This window comes from Mesorhizobium sp. WSM4850 (genome assembly GCF_055811735.1).
Map to the genome: position 1 here is coordinate 1 of NZ_JBVVPV010000040.1, position 21,320 is coordinate 21,320.

The window sequence follows — 21,320 nt, forward strand, 5'->3', positions numbered from 1 at the left end:
CAGCCAATCTCCCCCCTCGTGGGGGAGATGTCCGGCAGGACAGAGGGGGGCGCGACAGAACGCGGACTTTGCAGATTGGCTGCTTTTTTTCTCGTCGCACTGACTGCATTCCTGCTCACCACTCCCGCCTCCGCCACAAAACTCGACACCCAGTTCCGCGCCTGGCTCAACAACGACCTCTGGCCCGAAGCCAACGCCAACGGCATCTCCAGAAAAAACTTCGACGCCGCCTTCGATGGCATCAAACCGAACCTCAAACTGCCCGACCTGGTGATGCCGGGCAAAAAGGCGACGACGCCGCAAAAGCAGCATCAGGCGGAGTTCGGTTCGCCCGGCGCCTATTTCGCCGAAAAGACGGTTCGCGCCGTGACCGCTGGTGGGCGCACCCGCAAGGCGGCCAATGCCAGGACCATTGCTGCGATCGAGAAGCGCTACGGCGTGCCGGGCGAGGTGCTGCTGGCGATCTGGGGCCGCGAGAGCGGCTTTGGCGCGGCGAAAATGCCTTACGACGCCTTCGAAGTGCTGGGGACCAAGGCCTTCATGGCGACCAGGAAGGATTTCTTCCGCACCGAGCTTATGGCAGCGCTCGAGATCGTCGAGCGCGGGCTGGCCCCGGTCGGCGCGATGAAATCGTCATGGGCCGGCGCACTCGGCCAGCCGCAGTTCATGCCGACTTCGTTCCTCAGACATGCCGTCGACTTCGATGGCGACGGTCGGGTCGACATTTGGAACTCGGTGCCGGACACGCTGGCCTCGATCGCCAATTATCTCGTCCATTATGGCTGGGTGAAGGGCCGCGGCTGGGGTTTTGAGGTGACGGTGCCGGAAGCGGTCTCCTGTTCGCTCGAAGGTCCGGACCAGGGCAAGAGGATTTCCCAGTGGGCTGATCTGGGCATCAAGCGCGTCGCGGCAAGACCGTTTCCGGCGCGCGAATTGAAGGCCGAAGGCTTTCTTCTGATGCCGGCCGGGCGCAGCGGTCCGGCCTTCATCGTCACGCCCAATTTCTACGTCCTGAAGCAATACAACACCAGCGATCTCTACGCGCTGTTCATCGGCCACGGAGCTGACCGCATCGCCAATGGCGACAGCAATTTTTCTGGGCGCTGGGGTGCGGTCGGCGGGCTCCACAGGTCGGACATCGCCACCTTGCAGCGGGCGCTGGAGGCCGAGGGCTACGACGTCGGCAGCGCCGACGGCCTGCCCGGTTTCAAGACGCGCCGGTCGATCGGTAAATGGCAGGCAAGGAGCGGTCGCGCCGCCACCTGTTTTCCCGACGCCGACCTGGTCACCGCGTTGAAATAGGGCGACTGCGGGTGTCGATTCCGGCGGCGGCGGCTGGCTGATCCTGGTCCAACAAACAGCTTTGCAAATGCTCGTTGCCGCGCCTGAAACCGCCGGATATGGTGAGGCGGAACTGGATAAAAATCACCAGGATGACCGGTTCAGGGTCACCGTTCGATTAGAGCGCGCGCGTCCGTTGGACGCGCAAAGGACGCTCTAAGACTTTGAACTACACATCGTGCTTTCCGAAAATCGATTCCGATTTTCGGGCCGATGTGTCAAGTGAATGCCAAACCCTGAGCCGGGAACTCAGGTCAACAAAAACAGGGAACAGTTAAAAATGATGATGGAAAAGTTTGCTCTACGCTCCCGCTTCCTGCTCGCGGGCGCAGCCATGTCCGCGCTGCTTCTGGCCGGTGCGCCTGCCCTTGCCGTCACGCCCGCCGACACGCTGGTCGAGGGTCTCGCGATCGACGACATCATCTCCATGGATCCGGGCGAGGCGTTCGAGTTTTCGACCGCAGAGGTCACCGGCAACACCTACGATCTCCTTGTCCGCCTCGATCTCAGCGATACGTCCAAGGTCAAGGGCGATCTCGCCGAAAGCTGGACTGTCTCCGACGACGGCCTGACCTACACCTTCAAGCTCAAGCCCGGCCTGAAATTTGCCTCGGGCAACCCGATCACCGCAGCTGATGTCGCCTATTCGTTCGAGCGCGCCATCAAGCTCGACAAGAGCCCAGCCTTCATCATCGGGCAGTTCGGCATCAATGGCGACAACGTCACTGAGAAGGCCAAGGCCGTCGATGACACGACGTTCCAGTTCACTGTCGACAAGGCCTATGCGCCGAGCTTCGTCTTGAACTGTCTGTCGGCAACGGTCGCCTCGGTCGTCGACGCCAAGCTGGTCAAGGAACATGTCGCCGCGGTGACGCCGAGTGCCGACTACAAATACGACAATGATTTCGGCAACGCCTGGCTGAAGACCGGCTATGCCGGCTCCGGCGCCTTCAAGCTGCGCGAATGGCGGGCCAATGAGGTCGTCGTGATGGAGCGCAACGACAATTATCACGGCGAAAAGGCCAAGCTTGCCCGCGTCATCTATCGCAACATGAAGGAAAGCTCGGGCCAGCGCCTGGCGCTGGAGGCTGGCGACATCGACGTTGCCCGCAATCTCGAGCCGAACGACCTCGACGCCATCGCCAAGAACGCCGATCTCACCACCACCAGCGCGCCGAAAGGCACGGTCTTTTACATCAGCCTCAACCAGAAGAATCCGAACCTGGCTAAATCAGAGGTTCGCCAGGCCTTCAAATATCTCGTCGACTATGATGCCTTGAGCTCGACCATCCTCAAGGGCATCGGCGAGATCCACCAGACCTTCCTGCCGAAAGGCGTGCTCGGCGAGCTGGATGAGAATCCGTTCACCTTCGACGTCGCCAAGGCCAAGGAACTGCTTGCCAAGGCCGGCCTCGCCGACGGCTTCAGCGTCACCATGGACGTGCGCAGCAGACAGCCGGAGACAGGCATGGCGGAATCGTTCCAGCAGACGCTGGGACAGGCCGGCATCAAGCTGGAGATCATCCCCGGCGACGGCAAGCAGACACTGACCAAATACCGCGCCCGCAACCACGACATCTATATCGGCCAGTGGGGCCAGGATTACTTCGATCCGAACTCCAATGCCCAGACCTTCGCCAGCAACCCCGACAATTCGGATGAAGGCAAGACCAAGACGCTTGCCTGGCGCAACGCCTGGGACATCCCGGAATTGACCAAGGAAACCGAGGCGGCCCTGCTCGAGAAGGATCCGGCCAAGCGCGCCGCAATGTACCAGGATCTGCAGAAGAAGGTTCTCGAAACCAGTCCTTTCATCATCATCCACCAGCAGCTGGAAGTGGCCGGCCTGCGCAAGAACCTCAAGGGCTTTGCGCTCGGCCCGAGCTTCGACACCAATTTCGTCGGCCAGATCTCCAAGGAGTGATGCCGGCGGACGCGCCGCATGAGCACAGTTGAAAGCGAAGCAACGGCAGGGCGCGGTAGCGCCCGTGCTGTTGTTGTCGCGTCGGCGATCGCCCGCTTCCTGGTCATCGCGATAACCACCTATCTCGGTCTTCTCGCGGTGACCTTCTTCATCGGCCGGGTGATCCCGATCGACCCGGTGCTGGCGGTGCTCGGTGACCGGGCGCCGGCCAATGTCGTCGAGCGCACACGCCGCGAGATGGGGCTCGACCTGCCGCTGATCGAGCAGTTCTACATCTATGTGAAAAACGCCCTGAACGGCAATTTCGGCACCTCGGTGCTGACCACCAATCCTGTCATGACCGACATCCGCCGCGCCTTTCCGGCGACGATCGAGCTGGCGACGCTAGGAACTCTGATCGGTGCATTCCTTGGTGTGCCGCTCGGCGTGCTGGCCGCGGTCCGACGCGGCAGCATCATCGACCAGATCGTGCGCATCATCGGCCTGGTCGGCTACTCCGTGCCGATCTTCTGGCTGGGACTGCTGGCGCTCGTGCTGTTCTATGCCAGGCTGCAATGGGTGGCTTTTCCCGGCCGCCTCGATATCGTCTACGAATACACCTTCACGCCGATCACCGGCTTTTATCTCCTGGATGCGCTGTGGCAGCGGCAGTGGGATGTGTTTCGCGACGCCTTTCGCCACATCATCCTGCCGGCTTCGCTGCTCGGCTATTTCTCGCTCGCCTATATCAGCCGCATGACACGATCGTTCATGCTGAACGAGCTTGCCCAGGAATATATCGTAGCGGCGCGCGCCAAGGGCCTGTCTGAGACGCGCATCATCTGGGGCCACGCGCTGCGCAACGCGGCGGTGCCGATGGTCACCGTGATTGCGCTCTCCTATGCCGGCCTGCTCGAAGGCTCGGTGCTGACCGAGACCGTGTTCTCCTGGCCGGGTATCGGCCTCTACATCACCAATTCCCTGCAGAACGCCGACATGAACGCGGTGCTCGGCGGCACCATCATCATCGGCTCGGTGTTCATCGGCATCAATCTCCTGTCCGACCTGCTCTACCGGGTGCTTGATCCGAGGACCAAAGTGAGATGAGCAGAGGTAACGCACTTGCGGGCTTGGCTGCGGCCAATCACCCCCACTCCGGCCCTTCGGGCCACCTCTCCCCCTGCCCGGGGGAGAGGAAAAGCTGGTCGCAGGCGTGGCGCCTTTCCTCTCCCCCGTCGAACGGGGGAGAGGTGGTCTGCGAAGCAGACCGGAGTGGGGGTCGACAGCTTCGAGAGGCATTGTCATGACCGCCTCCCACGCCGGCCCCCTCTCCCGTCGCGACTGGCTGCTCAGCGAGCGGCCGGCCTCGCGCATGCAGGCAAGGCTCGGCCGCGCCTATGTGGCGTGGCGGCGCTTTTCCGCCAACCGGCTGGCGTTTCTCGGTCTGCTCATCATCATCGCCCTGCTGGTGGTCGCAGCCCTTGCCGATGTGCTGGCGCCCTATTCGCCGACATTCGGAGACCTCAAGGGCTCGCGCCTGCTGGCGCCAAGTGCTGCGCACTGGTTCGGCACCGACGACCTCGGCCGCGACATCCTTTCGCGCGTCATCTTCGGCTCGCGATGGACGCTTTACGTCGTTATTCTCGTCGCTGTCATCGCCGCCCCTATCGGATTGCTGGTCGGCACCGTCGCCGGCTATGCCGGCGGCTGGATCGATGCGATCCTGATGCGCATCACCGACATCTTTCTCGCCTTTCCGAAGCTGATCCTGGCGCTGGCCTTTGTCGCCGCACTTGGCCCCGGCATCGAGAATGCGGTGCTCGCCATCGCCATCACCTCATGGCCGCCCTATGCCCGTATTGCGCGTGCCGAAACGCTGACCGTGCGCAATTCGGATTACATCAAGGCGGTGCAGTTGATGGGCGCCTCGCCGTTCCGCATCGTGCTGCGCCACATCATGCCGCTCTGCATCTCCTCGCTGATCGTCAGGGTGACGCTCGACATGGCCGGCATCATCCTGACCGCCGCCGGTCTCGGCTTCCTCGGCCTCGGCGCGCAACCGCCGCTGCCGGAATGGGGCGCGATGATCGCGTCGGGCCGCCGCTTCGTGCTCGACCAATGGTGGGTGGCCGGTGCACCGGGCTTTGCCATCCTCTTCGTCAGCCTCGGCTTCAACCTGCTCGGCGACGGCCTGCGCGACGCGCTCGACCCCCGCAGTGGTGACCAATGAGCACGCTTCTCGAGGTCGACGATCTGCGCGTCACCTTCCCGACGCGCACCGGCCGGATCGAGGCGGTGCGCGGCGTCTCCTTCTCGCTCGGCCGCGAACGGCTCGGCATCGTCGGCGAGAGCGGTTCCGGCAAGTCGCAGACCGGCCGCGCCATCATGGGCCTGACCCCGCCGCAGGCCGAGGTCACGGCCAGGAAACTTGCCTTCGACGGCACCGACCTGCTCGCGGCCTCGCCCCGCGACCGCCGGGCGCTGCGCGGCAAGCGCATCGCCATGATCCTCCAGGATCCAAAATACTCGCTCGACCCGGTGATGAGCATCGGCCGCCAGATTGTCGAGACGCTGCGCACGCATGAGAAGGTCGGCAAGGCGGAGGCCCGCGACCGGGCGCTCGCCATGCTGGAGGCGGTGCAGATCCGCGATCCCGCCCGTGTCTTCGACCTGCATCCGCACGAGGTGTCGGGCGGCATGGGCCAGCGCGCCATGATCGCCATGATGCTGATTGCCGGGCCGGAGATGATGATCGCCGACGAGCCGACCTCGGCGCTCGACGTCACCGTTCAGCTCGACGTGCTCGGCATCCTCGACAGGCTGGTCAGCGAGCGCGGCATGGGCCTGATCTTCATCTCGCACGATCTGCGCCTGGTCTCGTCCTTCTGCGATCGGGTGATCGTCATGTATGCCGGCAAGGTGGTCGAGCAGCTCAAGGCGTCGGAGCTCGGCCGCGCCCAGCATCCCTATACGCGCGGCCTGCTCAACTGCATGCCCAAGATCGGCGCCGACCGCCACCCGCTGCCGGTGCTCGACCGCAAGCCGGAGTGGGCGGCATGACGGCAGCACTTTCTGTCGACAGGCTGGAGGTGGTCTTCGACCGCTTTCGCGCGCTGAAGGGTATCAGCCTCGAGGTGCAATCCGGCGAATCCTTCGGCCTGGTCGGCGAATCCGGCTCCGGCAAATCGACGCTGCTGCGGGCGATCGCCGGCCTCGCGCCGGCCGCTTCGGGCAGCATCACCGTCAACGGAAAAAAACTCGGCAAGCGCCGCGACAAGGCCTTCTATCGCGAGGTGCAGATGGTCTTCCAGGACCCCTACGGCTCGCTGCATCCGCGCCAAACCGTCGACCGACTGCTGCAGGAGCCGCTCGCCATCCACGGCTTTGCCGATGGCGAGAAACGCATCCAGCGGGCGCTCGACGAGGTCGGGCTCGGCACCGGCTTCCGCTTCCGCTATTCGCATCAATTGTCGGGTGGCCAGCGCCAGCGGGTGGCGATTGCGCGGGCGCTCATCCTCGAACCGGCGATCCTGCTGCTCGACGAGCCGACCTCGGCGCTCGACGCTTCCGTGCAGGCGGAGGTGCTCAACCTGTTGGAAGACATCCGGCGGCGGCGCAAGCTGACCTTCCTGATGGTCAGCCACGACCTCGCCATCATCACCCATATGTGCGAGCGGCTGATGGTGATGCAGAACGGCGAGGCGGTCGAGCATCTCACCGCTGATGACCTCGTCGAGCGCCGCGTCAGCAAGGATTACACGCGCAATTTGCTCAGGGCGAGCGAGGGGTTTGTGCGGACGGCGTGAGTCAAATCAGCTGTCCGCGAAGGAATGCCACCTTAGCGGCGGCAGGCCCAATCGCCTGGCGGCGGTGCCAACTTGAGGAAAACGTGAAATAAGGTCAGAACAGGTCTTAGCATATACCAAACGAGAACGGGCGCCGGCCCGGTGAGGGAACATCATGAAGAACTCAGCCATCTCCGAACGCAAGAACCAGTCGATCTCGCGCGGCGTCGGCATGACCACGCAGATTTATGCCGACCGCGCCGAGAACTCGGAAATCTGGGATGTCGAGGGCCGTCGCTACATCGATTTCTCGTCCGGCATCGCCGTCGTTAACACTGGCCACCGCCATCCCAAGGTGATCGAGGCGGTCAAGGCGCAGCTCGACCGCTTCACCCACACCTGCCACCAGGTGGTGCCCTATGAGAGCTATGTCAGGCTGGCCGAACGGCTGAACGGCATGCTGCCGGGCAAATTCGACAAGAAGACGATTTTCGTCACCACCGGTGCCGAAGCGGTGGAGAACGCTATAAAAATCGCCCGTAACGCCACCGGCCGGCCGGCGGTCATTGCCTTTGCCGGCGGCTTCCATGGCCGCACCTTCATGGGCATGGCGCTGACCGGCAAGGTCGTGCCCTATAAGGTCGGCTTCGGCGCAATGCCGGCCGATGTTTTCCACGCGCCGTTCCCGGTGGCGCTGCATGGGATCACAGTCGCCGATTCGCTGGCCGCGCTCGACCGGCTGTTCAAGGCCGATGTCGATCCGGCCCGCGTCGCCGCCATCATCGTCGAGCCGGTGCAGGGCGAGGGCGGATTTTACGAGGCGCCGCGCGACTTCATGACGGCGCTGCGCAAGATCTGCGACCTGCACGGCATGCTGTTGATCGCCGACGAGGTGCAGACCGGCTTTGCCCGCACCGGAAAGATGTTCGCCATGGATCATCACGAGGTGGCGCCCGACATCACCACCATGGCCAAGAGCCTGGCTGGCGGCTTCCCGCTGTCGGCGGTCACCGGCCGCGCCGAGATCATGGATGCGCCCAACCCCGGCGGGCTCGGCGGCACCTATGGCGGCAGCCCGATCGGCGTTGCCGCGGCGCACGCTGTGCTCGACGTGATCGAAGAGGAAAAGCTCTGCGACCGCGCCAACACGCTAGGCAACCGGCTGAAGCAGCGGCTGCAATCGATCCGCGACGACACGCCGGAGATCGTCGATATCAGAGGCCCCGGCTTCATGAACGCGGTTGAGTTCAACGATGTCAAGAAGGGCCTGCCGTCGGCCGAGATCGCCAATGCGGTCCGGCTGACGGCGCTCGACAAGGGCCTGATCCTGCTCACCTGCGGCGTCTACGGCAACGTCATCCGCTTCCTCGCTCCGATCACCATCCAGGACGGCGTCATGAACGAAGCACTCGACATCCTGGAAAGCTCGATCCGCGAGGTCCGCGCCGCCTGAGCGGATTCTTCTTCCCTTCTCCCCTTGTGGGAGAAGGTGGATCGGCGCGCAGCGCCGAGACGGTTGAGGGGTGTTGGACGGAGTGCTGTCGGTGCCAAGCTGGAACACCCCTCATCCGGCCGCTTCGCGGCCACCTTCTCCCACAACAAGGGGAGAAGGCAAGACCGCGCCGAGACCGGCATCACCTGAATATCAACACATCCTTATTCGGCGGCGCGAACGGGCTCTACCTGCTGGAAGGCGGCGAGCGCCGCCTTCAATCCGTCCGGTCCTGTCGCGACCGTCTGCGGCGTCGGCGAGAAGCCGGCGCCGAGCATCTTGCGACCAAGCATATGGTCGCCCGGCCGATTGACCGATTCGATCCCGAGCAGACGATTTCCAGCATAGTGATAGATGGAGAACCGGTTCTCGTTGACGTCGCCCAGCACGACATGGCTGTCGCCGCCCGAAATCAGGCCGACCATCTGCAGCTTGATGTCACCGATATCGGACCAGAACCACGGCACCGCCGCAAAGGCGTCCGCATGGCCGACAACGGTGCGTGCTGCAAGACGCGCCTGGTCGGTCGCATTCTGCACCGATTCCAGCCGCACATCGCCGCCGGTGAGCCAGTGCCGGTAGGAGGCGGCGTCGCCGATGGCGAGGATTTCGGGCACCGACGTGCGCATCTGCTGGTCGACGCGGATGCCGTTGGCGATAGTGATGCCGGCGGCTTGCGCCAGTTCGACATTCGGCACGACGCCGATGCCGATGATCACCATCTGCGCCGGCAGCCGCTCGCCGGATGCGGTGATTGCCGCCGAGACATGGCCGTTCTCGCCTTCGAGCCGTGCAATCGTGGTGCCGGTGAGAATGCGCACGCCGGTCGCTTCCAGCCGCTGCCGCACATGGCGCGCGATGATCGGCGCCACCGCCCGGCCGAGCAGCCGGTCGACCGCCTCGACCACGATGACCTTGCGGCCGGCCGCTGTGAGCGTCGCGGCGATCTCCAGCCCGATGAAGCCGCCGCCGAGGATGACGACATCCTCGCTCTGCGCGCTCAATTCGCGGATCAGGCGCGCGTCGGCGAGCGAGCGCAGCGACACCACGCCCGAAAAATCCGAACCCGGCAGCGACAGCATGCGCGGCCGCGAACCGGTCGCCAGGATCAGCCGGTCGAACGGCAGTGTGCCGCCGTCCGATAGCTCCAGCCTGCGGCCGCCGGCATCGATGCGATCGATGCGGACGCCCGGCCGGTAGTCGATCGCGCTGCCGGTATAAAAAGCCTCGCCGCGCAGCGGCTGCGGTCTGGCCTCCTGATCCTTGATGAAGGTCTTCGACAGCGGCGGCTTGTGGTAGGGCAGTTCGTCCTCATCGCTGATGAGGATCACGGGGCCGTCGTAGCCGTCCTCGCGCAGGCTGGCGGCCGCTTGCACGCCCGCATGACCCGCACCGACAATGACCACACCGTTTTTCATCGCAGCCCCAATTCCTCATCTCTCCTAGGCGTTATCCAAGTCTAGGACGTCTCGCCAAGTGGCGATTGTCTGACGCCGCCGCAAGACCACCCTTGCGGGTCGCACCCGGAATGGCGGTCTGTCAATCGTCTCGTTCGACGGCAGCACGGCAAATACGGCTAAAGTTGATACTTGCAGTTTAGAATAATTCTAAACTGTTGTTTCAATTGGCTTTTCTCTCTGAAATTGGTTGACTTCCGACACCTTCATCGCTTTATGGAAGCGTGCGCGTCAAGCGCATCCCTTTGATGTCTGGGCCTTGAACCCTTTCGATTGGAGGCATTTCGATGTCTTTCTTCCGCAAACCGCGCTATGCCGCGGCCTGTATCTCGCTCAATGGCATGGACCTGCCTTGGCGCCGATTGCCTGCCGACGCGCCTTTGGCGCCGGCATTTTCACTGAATTCCCGAGGGAGATGACAATCATGAGAGCGATGATCACGGCGCGATATGGCAGCAGGCTTGCAGCGATCGGCGCCACGGCGGCATTGACGGCGGCGATATTCGTGCTGCCGGCCAAGGCGGAAATCGATGCCAAGGCGGTCATCAAGACCTATTCCGATATTGCGCTCGCCAAATATGAGGATTCGCTGACCACGGCGCAGGCGCTCGACAAGGCCGTCGACGCGCTGCTCGCCAAGCCTTCGGTGGAAACGCTGACTGCCGCCCGCGAGGCCTGGAAGGCATCGCGCGTTCCCTATCAGCAGACCGAAGTCTATCGCTTCGGCAACGCCATCGTCGACGACTGGGAAGGCAAGGTGAATGCCTGGCCGCTGGACGAGGGGCTGATCGACTATGTCGCCGAGAACTACGGCACCGAGTCGGACGCGAATGCGCTCTACACTGCCAATGTGATCGCCAACAAGTCGATCGAGATCGACGGCAAGAAGATCGACGCCACCAATCTTACTCCCGATTTCCTCTCCGGCACGCTGCAGGAGGCCGGCGGCATCGAGGCCAATGTGGCGACCGGTTATCACGCCATCGAATTCCTGCTGTGGGGTCAGGATCTGCACGGCACCGGCCCGGGCGCCGCCGAACGGCCTTATACCGACTACGACCTCGCCAACTGCACCGGCGGCAATTGCGATCGTCGCGCGCAGTACTTGAAGTCGGCGAGCGAGCTTCTGGTTTCCGATCTGCAGGACATGGTCCACTACTGGAAGGAAGGCGGCGCCGCCCGCAAGAACCTTGTCGATGGCGAGCCGAAAGCCGGCATCTCGACCATCCTCACCGGCATGGGCTCGCTGTCCTACGGCGAACTCGCCGGCGAGCGCATGAAGCTCGGCCTGCTGCTGCACGACCCGGAAGAGGAGCATGACTGCTTCTCCGACAACACCTACGATTCCCATCTCTACGATGCCGTCGGCATTCGCGCCGCCTATAAGGGCAGCTACACCCGCCTCGACGGCACCGTCGTCGAAGGACCGTCGGTATCCGACATGGTCAAGGAGGCCGATCCGGCGGTCGACAAGGAACTGTCGGACAAGCTTGATGTCACCGTCGCCAAGATGGAAGCGATCAAGGCGCGAGCGCTTGGCGGCGAGGCCTATGACCAGCAGATCGGCGAAGGCAATACGCAAGGCAACGCCACCGTGCAGGCGGCGATCGACGCGCTGGTCGACCAGACCAAGTCGATCGAACGCGCCGTCGGCACCCTGAAACTCAATGCCATAGCCTTCGAGGGCTCGGACAGCCTCGATGCGCCGGACAAGGTGTTTCAGTAAGGCGTCGATGCCCGGAACCCGAACCGAAAGTCCAGGCTCCACTAAGAAAATAAGCCACATGGCGCCGAGCACGCGCCGTCAGCCACACAGAGCAAATAATGCTGATCTGCCATTGCAACATCATCACCGAGAAGGAGATTGAGCAGACGATCGTCGGGCTGCTGGATCAGGATCCCTGGCAGCTTATCGTGCCGGCGAAGATCTATCATGCCATGCAGAAGCGTGGCCGCTGTTGCGGCTGCTTCCCAAATGTGGTCGAAACGATCATTCGGGTAACCGAAAATTACCACGCCCGCTCGGAGGCGAGCGGCGTGGACGTCGTTTCACACCTGGATCGCGTCAGAGGCCTGCGCGTCCAATACGGGAGCAGAACCTATGAAAGGCGAACAACAGATCATAGAGCGGCTTAACGAAGCTCTGTTTCTGGAACTTGGAGCAGTCAATCAGTACTGGGTGCATTTCCGGCTGCTGGAGGACTGGGGATACGCCAAGCTGGCAAAGAAGGAACGCGCGGAATCGATCGAGGAGATGCACCATGCCGACCGGCTCGTGGCCCGTATCATCTTCCTTGAAGGCCATCCGAACCTGCAGTCGGTAGCGCCGCTGCGCATCGGACAGAATGTCAAGGAAGTGCTCGAATCGGATCTTGCCGGCGAATATGACGCGCGCACTGCCTACAAACGGTCGCGCGAGATTTGTGACGAAGCAGGTGACTATGTGACGATGAAGCTGTTCGAGGATTTGTTGTCCGACGAGGAAGGTCACATCGACTTCCTCGAGACGCAACTCGACCTGCTCGCCTCGATCGGCGAGGAAAAATACGGCCAGCTCAACGCAGCATCGGCCGACGAGGCGGATTAGGGACATGCGGGAATGCGGCGCCGCTTAGACTACTTGCGCCGCTTGCGGCGGGCCGAGGATTGCGGCCTGCCGCCCCAGCACAACCCGCGAAACGGCTGGCTTCGCCGGCTTTCGCCTGCCGTAGTGGTCGCGCTGACCGCCTCGGCGCTGGCCGGCGCGTCCGAACCGGCGGGTCTCGCCACCAGCCGTGCCGATCTGACGCCGAAGGATCTTTCGCGCGTCATTGCCATCACCAGGCCGACCCGGGATTTCTCCAAGCCCGAGCAGTTCGAGCCGATGCCGGGCGGCGCCGGCACGTCGCGGAAAGGCGCCAACAAGGACGCTTTCTCGCAATCTTCCGCCAATATCACTTTCGAGGAACAAGGCACCTTCAAACTCGGCAATGCTCTTTTCCGCAAGAACTGGGTGTCTTCGCCCTCGTCGACGCAGGCATCGGACGGGCTTGGTCCGCTGTTCAACGAGCGGGCGTGCCAGAATTGCCATCTGAAGGACGGTCGCGGTCATCCGCCGCAAGCCGACAGCGGCACCACCTCGATGTTCCTGCGGCTGGCGCGGCAGGCGAGCACCGAGGAGAAAGCAGCGCTCGCCGCCCGCAAGGTGCTCAACTTCCCCGATCCGGTCTACGGCTCGCAATTGCAGGAACTGGCCGTTCCGGGTCTTCGCGGCGAAGGCAGGATGCGTGTCGTCTATCAGGAACAAAAAGTCACGCTGCCGGACGGCACCGTGGTTTGGCTGCGCAAGCCGAGCTATTCGGTCGATGATCTTGCCAACGGGCCGCTCGATCCGCACACCACGCTTTCGCCGCGCTTGACGCCGCCGATGATCGGCCTCGGCCTGGTCGAGCAAATCGCGCCGGCCGACATTCTCGCCAGTGCCGATCCGGACGATCGCAACAGTGACGGCATCTCCGGCAAGCCCAACATCGTGCGCGACGGCCAGAGCGGCGAGCCGACGCTCGGCCGCTTCGGCTGGAAGGCGCAGACCCCTTCGATCCACCAGCAGGCGGCGGACGCGTTCGCCGGCGACATCGGCATTTCGACGCCGGAAGTGCCGAACCACTGGGGCGATTGCACCGCGGCCGAAAAGAACTGCCTTGCCATGGCCAACGGCGTGCAGGAGCGCCTCGGCCCGGTCGAGGCGCCGCCGCCGGTTATGGACCTGGTCACCTTCTATTCTCAAAACCTCGCCGTGCCGGCGCGGCGCGATCTCGACAAGCCCGATGTGCTGGCCGGCAAGAAGCTGTTCTACGACATGGGCTGCATTTCCTGCCATACGCCGAAATTCGTCACCCGCCGCGGCACGCCCAACAAGGCACAGGCCTTCCAGCTGATCTGGCCCTATTCCGATTTTCTGCTGCACGACATGGGGCCGGGCCTCGCCGACGGGCAAGCGGTGGGCGATGCTACCGGGAGCGAATGGCGCACGCCGCCGCTGTGGGGCATCGGTCTTACCCAGACCGTCAACGGCAACAACTTCTTCCTGCACGACGGGCGGGCGCGCACGCTGACCGAAGCGATCCTGTGGCATGGCGGCGAGGGGCACAAGGCGCGCGACCGCTTTGCCGCCGCCGCCGCGCCCGATCGCGCCGCACTGGTCAAATTCCTGGAGTCGTTGTGATGTCGAAGCGTCTGGCGTTTGTCCTGGTTCTCCCGCTGGTCCTCGCCGGCGCTTTGCCGGCGTCCGCAGCGGTGAAGGCTTCCGACGTGATCCAGCGAGCGATCGACGGCTTTGTCCGCCCCGCTTATGCACGCCTGCATGACCATGCCGACAGCCTGAGCAAGGCCGTGCGCACGCTGTGCGACGCGCCTTCGCAGGACCATCTCGATGCGGCGCGTGCCGAATTCTCCGGCACCGTGGATGCCTGGTCGGTCGTCGAGATCATCCGCATCGGACCGATCACGCAGAACAACCGGCTGGAACGCATGCTGTTCTGGCCGGACCGCAAGAGCATCGGCCTGAGGCAGGTGCAGGCGGCGTTGGCCAGCAAAGACCGGACCGCCGCCGATCCGGCCCAGCTGGCGAAAAAGAGCGTCGCCATGCAAGGGTTCGGCGCGTTGGAATTCGTGCTTTACGGCGATGGCGCCGAGCGGCTCGCCGGCAAGGACGATCCCTATCGCTGCGCTTATGGCGCGGCCGTCGCCGGCAACATCGAAATGATCGCCGCCGAGGTCAGCGACGCCTGGAACAAACCCGACGGCTTTGCAGCACTTTGGGCCAATCCGGGGCCGCAAAACGCACTCTACCGCGACGGCACGGAAGCGGTGACCGAATTGGTCGGCGTCTTCATCAACGAACTGGAGATGGTCCGTGACGTGCGCCTGAAAGGTTTTCTGGGCAGTAGCCCGCAGGCCGACAAGCCGAAACAGGCGATCTACTGGCGTTCACAAAACACCGCGCGTTCGCTGACCGGAAATCTTTCGGGCATGGACGCTCTGTTCCAGGCTTCGCAGCTTGGCGACGCGCTGTCGCCCGACGCGCGCTGGATGGCGGAATCGATCCATATCCAGCTCGTCAACGGAGCTGCCGACGCCACGGCGATCAGAGGCCCGATCGACAAGGCGCTCGCCGATCCGGCGCTGCGCCAGAAGCTCGAACACTTCTCGCTGGTGACATCCAGCCTGTCGACCCTGATCGGCACCAGGCTGACCGCCGAATTCGGCCTGACCGCTGGCTTCTCGTCGCTCGACGGCGACTAATTATGCGCACACCGCTGATCGATCGTCGTGATTTCCTCAGGGCCGCAGGCGTTGGCTTTGTTGCCGCGATGGCGCCGTCGGCATGGGCGAAGACGCTTGCCGCCGACGCCGTCTTCGCCACCGCTTTCGTCAAGCGCGACGGCAGCTATGGCGCGGCGATCCTGTCCGAGGCCGGCAAGGTGCTGCATGCCATCGACCTGCCCGCCCGCGGTCACGACGTCACCTTCGATCCGCTGTCGAAACGCTCGGTGGTCTTTGCCAGGCAGCCCGGCACTTTCGCGGTTGTGTTCGACCATACCGGCCGCGACGAGCCGCTGACCATTGCCAGCATCAGTGGGCGGCATTTCTTCGGCCACGGCGTGTTTTCGACCGACGGTGCGCTGCTCTACGCCACCGAGAACGATTTCGACAATGCCGCCGGCGTGGTCGGCGTCTATGACACGCGTGCGAAATTCAAGCGCGTTGGCGAGTTCCCGACCTATGGCATGGGTCCGCACGAGCTGCTGCTGCTCGGCGACGGCAGGACGATTGCCGTCGCCAATGGCGGCATCGAGACGCATCCCGATTATGGCCGCGCCGAGCTCAACATCGCGACGATGAAGCCATCTTATGTGCTGGTCGACCGCTTTACCGGCGACCCTGTCGAAAAGCACGAATTGCCGCCGGCGCTGCACCAGCTTTCGATCCGGCATATGGATACCGACAAATCCGGCGCGGTCTGGTTCGGCTGCCAGTACAGGGGGCCGGGCGGCGATCGTCCGTTGCTGGTCGGCCGCGCCGCGCGCGGCAAGGCTCTGCAACTGCTCGACATGCCGCAGGACGTGCTGTCCGGCTTCAGGAATTACATCGGCTCGGTCGCCGCCAACCCTGCTGCCGGTACCGTCGCCGTGTCCTCGCCGGAAGGCAACTCGTTTGCCATCATCGATGCGGCCAGCGGCCGGATCGTCGCCACCAGCGCACTGGCAGAGGTCTGCGGCGTGGCGCCCGACGGGGCGAGCTTCATGGCGACGACCGGCACGGGGCAGATAGCCCAAGCCGGCGGCGCGACACGGTCCGAGCCGGACTATGTCTGGGACAATCACATGCTGCGCATCGACCAGGCCGCATAGTGCGGCACTGGTTCATTGACGGTTGTGGTCGCCGAGAGTTACCTCTTTTTGGGCGAGGTCGAAGCGAAGCCGCCAAACGATTTATGCATTATCCCCTTGCAGGGACGAGCCACGGCAGGCACAGGGAAATTGTCTTTCGAACCCCCTGTGCCCCAAGCGGGCGCTGCCAACCGGCCGTCTCATGAAGTTGCTTGCCATCGATTGTGCCGCCAATCTCTGCGCCGCCTGTGTCTACGACGCGGCGGCCGGGAAGGAACTCGGCCGCTCGGTGCTCGATCTCGGCAAGAGCCATGCCGAACATCTGATGGCTGTGATCGAAGAGGCGTTGACGACCGGCGGCACCGACTATGCCGGTCTTGGCGCCATCGCTGTCTCCACCGGCCCGGGCTCCTTCACCGGCTTGCGCGTCGGCGTCTCGGCGGCGCGGGGCCTGGCGCTGGCGCTGAAAATCCCGGCAATCGGGGTGACGACGCTGGAAGCGCTGGCGGCGCAGGCGAAAGAGACATTTCCCGGCCGCGCCGTGCTGGCCGCGCTCGACGCCGGCCGCGAGGAGATCCATGCAGCGCTTTACGACGAAGCATCCGTTTTGATTTATGGTCCCGCGGTGGCCACGCTTTCGCAAGCCGCCGCCATGGCGGTTGACGGGTTTCCGGTTCTGGCCGGCACCGCGGCCACGCAAATTGCTGCATCGGCCGGGCGCGCCTTCGACGTCGGCCCGACAAGCGCCACTACGGATATCGCAATCTATGCCCGGCTGGCCGCTGCCAAGGGTGAAGGCGAAAAGCCGAAACCGCTTTATCTGCGCGGAGCTGACGCCAAGCCGCAGGCCGGGTTTATCCTGTCCAGGAAGAAAGCCGGGAAGATAAACTGATGCGCATTCCTTTCCTCCAGCCGCGCCGCAGGGACTTTGCGCTCGAGCCGCTGACGGTCGCCGACAGTGCGGCCCTGTCGGTGCTGCATCGCGAGGATTTCGTCCGGCCGTGGAGCGATGACGAATTCGCCGCATTGATCGAGCAGGACACGGTGTTCGGCTATGCCGCGCGCGAGACCGGCCAGGGTGCCAAGCCGCCGGTCGGTTTCGTGCTGGCGCGCCTGGCGGCCGGCGAAGGCGAGGTCCTGACTGTCGCGGTGGCGCGCTCCCATCGCCGCCAGGGCCTTGGCTGGCAACTGATGGATGCGGTGCTGCGCGAACTGCATGCGCAACGCGCCGAGGCGCTTTTCCTCGAGGTCGACGAGACCAACGTCGCCGCGATCGCGCTCTATCGGCGACTGGGATTCCGCGAGGTCGGCAAACGTGCCAACTACTACAGATCGCCCGAGCACGGCCCGACCGGAGCGCTTGTCATGCGCCGCGATCTTCGCTAGCGCATCGGCCCGCAAAGCACGATGCGCAGGTTGAGATGCGCAGATTAAAAAGCGCTAGAGCGTGCTTGGACGTCCAGTTGGACGCGTCGCTCTAGCCAGAACTCGGGACAGGGCCAAGAGCGAATGATCGGAAAAATCAGGATTTTCCTGGCGCTGGCCCTCGTTGTCGCAGGCTCGTTGATCCTCGTGCCGTTGCAGATCCTGTCGATGAAGACCGGCCTGTGGCGCGAGACGTTCATCCTGAAGATCTGGCACCGGCTCATCATCCGGGCGCTCGGCATGCGCATCCACGTCAAGGGGACCTTGTCCAATCAGCGCCCGTTACTGGTTGCGTCGAACCACGTTTCATGGACCGACATCATGGTGCTGGGGTCGATGGCCGACGTGACGTTCGTCGCCAGGGCCGACATGGCCGGCTGGCCGTTGATTGGCATGTTGTCGAAGCTGCAGCGCACCGTTTTCATCGAGCGCGAGCGCAAACGTTCGTCGGGCGACCAGGCGAGCGAGATCGCCAGCCGCATGGCCAAGGGCGACGCCATGGTGCTGTTTGCCGAAGGTTCGACCAGCGACGGCAACATGATCTTGCCGTTCAAGAGCACGCTGTTCGGCGCCGCCTCGATGGCGATTTCGGAAGGGGCGGCCGAAACGGTCTTCATCCAGCCGGTGGCGATCGTCTATACGCGCCTGCACGGCGTGCCGCTCGGCCGCAGGCACCGGCCGATTGCCGCCTGGATCGGCGACGAGGATTTGATGCCGCATCTCAAGGTGCTGATGGCGGAGGGCGGGCTCGATGTCGAAGTGCATTTCGGCGAGCCGGTCGCCTTCTCCAAGGGCTCCAGGCGCAAGGAAACGGCCAGGCTGATGGAAAGTCAGGTGCGTGATATGGTGCAGGCGGCGCTCGCCGATCCGCGCCCGAGCCGGTAAGCCGGAAAAGCTCCAGCGCTTTGCGCGTCCAAAGGAGGCGCGGCGCTGTAAGGCAGAATCGTCTGTTTTTTGTCGGGGAAAGGCGTTAGAAGCCGCCAGATGGAATTGAACACGATCGAACGGGACGACATCGATACTGCGACCGAAACTGCGGTCGCGCCGCCTGCCGCGAGCCGGAAGGTCTTCGTCAAGACCTATGGCTGCCAGATGAACGTCTATGATTCGCAGCGCATGACCGACGCGCTGGCCGCCGACGGCTATACTGCGACGGATGCGATCGGCGAGGCCGATCTGGTGCTGCTCAACACCTGCCATATCCGCGAGAAAGCCGCCGAAAAGGTCTATTCCGAACTCGGCCGCATTCGTGAGATGAAGGCCGAACGGGCTCGGGCCGGCCGCGAGATGCTGGTCGGCGTCGCCGGCTGCGTGGCGCAGGCCGAGGGATCCGAGATCATCCGCCGCTCGCCGGCCGTCGATCTGGTCATCGGCCCGCAGACCTATCATCGGCTGCCCGACGTGCTGGCACGGGTGCGCGGCGGCGAAAAGATCGTCGAGACGGACTACGCCATCGAAGACAAGTTCGAGCATCTGCCGCAGCCGAAGCGCGCCGAGATCATCAGGCGCGGCGTCACCGCGTTCCTGACCGTGCAGGAAGGCTGCGACAAGTTCTGCACCTTCTGCGTGGTGCCCTATACCAGAGGCTCGGAAGTGTCGCGGCCGGTGGCGCAGATCGTCGCCGAGGCCGAGCGGCTGGCGCAAGCCGGCGTGCGCGAGGTGACGCTGCTTGGACAGAACGTCAATGCCTGGCACGGCGAAGGCGAAGCCAAAGGGGGCAAGACCGAGGAATGGGGTCTTGGCCGCCTGCTGTTCCGGCTGGCCGAGATTCCCGGGCTGGCGCGGTTGCGCTACACCACCAGCCACCCGCGCGACATGGACGACGAATTGATCGCCGCTCACCGTGACTTGCCGGCGCTGATGCCCTATCTGCATTTGCCTGTGCAATCCGGCTCCGACCGCATCCTCAAGGCGATGAACCGCAGGCATACGGCAAAAGATTATTTGACGCTGCTCGAACGGATCCGCGCCGCACGGAGCGATATCGCGCTTTCGGGCGACTTCATTGTCGGCTTTCCCGGCGAGACGGATGCGGATTTCGAGGCGACGATGGACCTTGTCCGCCAAGTGAACTATGCCTCGGCCTTCTCGTTCAAATATTCGCCGCGCCCCGGCACGCCGGGCGCGGAAATGGCCGATCATGTGCCGGAAGCGGTCAAGGACGAGCGCCTGCAGCGACTGCAGGCGCTGTTGCTGACCCAGCAGCAGGAGTTCGGCGCCAGCCTGGTCGGCAGCACCATCGACACGCTGATCGAGAAGCCGGGCCGCCAGGCTGGCCAGAAGGTCGGCCGCTCACCGTGGCTGCAGCCGGTTATTGTTGATGAAAAGTCCGGCGAAATCGGTGAGATTATCCAGGTACGAATCACGAAGACGGGTTACAACAGCCTGTTCGCCGAATTGGCCTGAAGGTCTCGGCAGATGAGGAGAGACGGTTGAGCGCTGCGGAAGTGAAGAACCTGCCCCAGAACCTACCATCGGGGGCTTCGGATATGGCGCACATCGTTCTGACTTTCGACAACAACAAGCTTGCCAGCGCCCTTTATGGCCAGTTCGACGAGAATCTGGCCAGGCTCGAGCAGAAGCTTGGCGTCGATATCCGCTCGCGCGGCAACCAGCTGACCATCAAGGGCTCCGCCTCGGCCGCCGAGCAGGCGCGCCGCGCCCTGGATAATCTCTACGGCATTCTCCAGAAAGGCGCTGACATCGGCCAGTCGGACGTCGACGGCGCCGTGCGCATGGCGATCGCCGCCGACGACCAGCTGACGCTGCCGACGCTGGAGCGCAAGGGCAAGGTGTCAGCCGCCCAGATATCGACGCGCAAGAAGACGATCTATGCCCGCTCGCTCAACCAGGACGCCTATATGCGCGCGCTGGAGCGGTCCGAGCTCGTCTTCGGCATTGGCCCGGCTGGCACTGGAAAAACCTTCCTGGCGGTGGCGCATGCGGCGATGCTGCTCGAACGTGGCATGGTCGAGCGCATCGTGCTGTCACGGCCGGCCGTCGAGGCCGGCGAGCGGCTCGGCTTCCTGCCCGGCGACATGAAGGAGAAGGTCGATCCCTATCTGCGGCCGCTCTATGACGCGCTTTACGAGATGATGCCGGCCGATAAGGTCGAGCGGGCGATTGCCGCCGAGGTGATCGAGATCGCGCCGCTGGCCTTCATGCGCGGCCGCACGCTGGCGCACTCCGCCGTCATCCTCGACGAGGCGCAGAACACCACGCCGATGCAGATGAAGATGTTCCTGACCCGTCTCGGCGAGAATTCGCGCATGATCGTCACCGGCGATCCGACCCAGATCGACCTGCCGCAAAACACCAAATCCGGTCTGGTCGAGGCGCTCAGGATCCTCGACGGCGTCACCGGCATGGTGACGGTGCGCTTCAACGAAGGCGACGTCGTCAGGCATCCGTTGGTCGCCGAGATCGTCAAGGCCTACGACCGCGACGGCAAGCTGGCCCGGGGCCTGGGGGCCGAAAGCTAGAGCATCGGACCCAAAAGTGGGAACCGGTTTTGGGACAATCCGATGCTCAAACAAGAAAACACGA

General features: G+C 63.8%; 19 protein-coding genes. 18 read left to right on the top strand and 1 reads right to left on the bottom strand.

From position 1 onward, the window contains the following. Window positions 1-27 precede the first annotated feature (27 nt). The 7 genes from AC0L2Z_RS27510 to AC0L2Z_RS27540 all read left to right on the top strand — a co-directional run bounded on the left by AC0L2Z_RS27510 (window position 28) and on the right by AC0L2Z_RS27540 (window position 8,482). Window positions 28-1,302: a lytic murein transglycosylase gene (locus tag AC0L2Z_RS27510; RefSeq protein WP_473629845.1), complete on the top strand. Its 1,275-nt coding sequence runs from the start codon at window positions 28-30 to the stop codon at window positions 1,300-1,302. Between the two features lie 319 nt (window positions 1,303-1,621). Next, window positions 1,622-3,265, top strand: coding sequence for an ABC transporter substrate-binding protein (locus AC0L2Z_RS27515; protein ID WP_473629820.1), 1,644 nt, complete (start codon window positions 1,622-1,624; stop codon window positions 3,263-3,265). A gap of 18 nt (window positions 3,266-3,283) precedes the next feature. Beyond that, the gene (locus AC0L2Z_RS27520; protein WP_473629821.1) at window positions 3,284-4,351 is read left to right on the top strand and encodes an ABC transporter permease; all 1,068 of its coding nucleotides are present in this window, start codon (window positions 3,284-3,286) and stop codon (window positions 4,349-4,351) included. Between the two features lie 196 nt (window positions 4,352-4,547). Beyond that, on the top strand, window positions 4,548-5,474 hold the full coding sequence (nikC, locus tag AC0L2Z_RS27525; RefSeq protein ID WP_473629822.1) for a nickel transporter permease: 927 nt from the start codon (window positions 4,548-4,550) through the stop codon (window positions 5,472-5,474). Further along, window positions 5,471-6,304, top strand: coding sequence for an ABC transporter ATP-binding protein (locus AC0L2Z_RS27530; RefSeq protein WP_287226871.1), 834 nt, complete (start codon window positions 5,471-5,473; stop codon window positions 6,302-6,304). The genes nikC and AC0L2Z_RS27530 overlap by 4 nt, the downstream gene beginning before the upstream one ends. Continuing rightward, window positions 6,301-7,050, top strand: coding sequence for an ABC transporter ATP-binding protein (locus tag AC0L2Z_RS27535; RefSeq protein ID WP_473629823.1), 750 nt, complete (start codon window positions 6,301-6,303; stop codon window positions 7,048-7,050). Before AC0L2Z_RS27530 ends, AC0L2Z_RS27535 begins: the two co-directional genes overlap by 4 nt. Before the next feature lie 154 nt (window positions 7,051-7,204). After that, the gene (locus AC0L2Z_RS27540; RefSeq protein WP_473629824.1) at window positions 7,205-8,482 is read left to right on the top strand and encodes a 4-aminobutyrate--2-oxoglutarate transaminase; all 1,278 of its coding nucleotides are present in this window, start codon (window positions 7,205-7,207) and stop codon (window positions 8,480-8,482) included. Between the two features lie 203 nt (window positions 8,483-8,685). Here AC0L2Z_RS27540 and AC0L2Z_RS27545 read toward each other — a convergent pair whose 3' ends face one another. Further along, window positions 8,686-9,939, bottom strand: a complete 1,254-nt coding sequence (locus AC0L2Z_RS27545; protein ID WP_473629825.1) for an NAD(P)/FAD-dependent oxidoreductase — start codon at window positions 9,937-9,939, stop codon at window positions 8,686-8,688. Between the two features lie 472 nt (window positions 9,940-10,411). Here AC0L2Z_RS27545 and AC0L2Z_RS27550 point away from each other — a divergent pair, with 472 nt between their 5' ends. The 11 genes from AC0L2Z_RS27550 (at window position 10,412) to AC0L2Z_RS27600 (ending at window position 21,256) form a co-directional block, all read left to right on the top strand. After that, window positions 10,412-11,704 (top strand): imelysin family protein, encoded by a 1,293-nt coding sequence (locus tag AC0L2Z_RS27550; RefSeq protein WP_473629846.1) that lies wholly within the window; start codon window positions 10,412-10,414, stop codon window positions 11,702-11,704. A 98-nt stretch (window positions 11,705-11,802) separates the two neighbouring features. Then, entirely contained in the window at window positions 11,803-12,114 is a 312-nt protein-coding gene (locus tag AC0L2Z_RS27555; protein ID WP_419695867.1) for a (2Fe-2S)-binding protein, read from the top strand. Then, on the top strand, window positions 12,080-12,565 hold the full coding sequence (gene bfr / locus AC0L2Z_RS27560; RefSeq protein ID WP_023802097.1) for a bacterioferritin: 486 nt from the start codon (window positions 12,080-12,082) through the stop codon (window positions 12,563-12,565). The genes AC0L2Z_RS27555 and bfr overlap by 35 nt, the downstream gene beginning before the upstream one ends. Before the next feature lie 12 nt (window positions 12,566-12,577). After that, window positions 12,578-14,182, top strand: a complete 1,605-nt coding sequence (locus AC0L2Z_RS27565) for a di-heme oxidoreductase family protein (protein ID WP_473629826.1) — start codon at window positions 12,578-12,580, stop codon at window positions 14,180-14,182. Then, on the top strand, window positions 14,182-15,261 hold the full coding sequence (locus AC0L2Z_RS27570) for an imelysin family protein (protein WP_473629827.1): 1,080 nt from the start codon (window positions 14,182-14,184) through the stop codon (window positions 15,259-15,261). The genes AC0L2Z_RS27565 and AC0L2Z_RS27570 overlap by 1 nt, the downstream gene beginning before the upstream one ends. Window positions 15,262-15,263: 2 nt before the next feature. Then, window positions 15,264-16,370, top strand: a complete 1,107-nt coding sequence (locus tag AC0L2Z_RS27575) for a DUF1513 domain-containing protein (protein ID WP_473629828.1) — start codon at window positions 15,264-15,266, stop codon at window positions 16,368-16,370. 181 nt (window positions 16,371-16,551) lie between these two features. Further along, window positions 16,552-17,241, top strand: a complete 690-nt coding sequence (gene tsaB / locus AC0L2Z_RS27580; RefSeq protein ID WP_473629829.1) for a tRNA (adenosine(37)-N6)-threonylcarbamoyltransferase complex dimerization subunit type 1 TsaB — start codon at window positions 16,552-16,554, stop codon at window positions 17,239-17,241. Next, entirely contained in the window at window positions 17,241-17,735 is a 495-nt protein-coding gene (gene rimI / locus AC0L2Z_RS27585; RefSeq protein WP_023802102.1) for a ribosomal protein S18-alanine N-acetyltransferase, read from the top strand. Before tsaB ends, rimI begins: the two co-directional genes overlap by 1 nt. A gap of 123 nt (window positions 17,736-17,858) precedes the next feature. After that, complete coding sequence (olsA, locus tag AC0L2Z_RS27590) at window positions 17,859-18,659, top strand: lyso-ornithine lipid O-acyltransferase (protein ID WP_473629830.1); 801 nt, start codon at window positions 17,859-17,861, stop codon at window positions 18,657-18,659. A gap of 99 nt (window positions 18,660-18,758) precedes the next feature. Then, window positions 18,759-20,180: a tRNA (N6-isopentenyl adenosine(37)-C2)-methylthiotransferase MiaB gene (gene miaB, locus AC0L2Z_RS27595; protein WP_473629831.1), complete on the top strand. Its 1,422-nt coding sequence runs from the start codon at window positions 18,759-18,761 to the stop codon at window positions 20,178-20,180. An 83-nt stretch (window positions 20,181-20,263) separates the two neighbouring features. Continuing rightward, entirely contained in the window at window positions 20,264-21,256 is a 993-nt protein-coding gene (locus tag AC0L2Z_RS27600; RefSeq protein WP_029356966.1) for a PhoH family protein, read from the top strand. Window positions 21,257-21,320 lie beyond the last annotated feature (64 nt).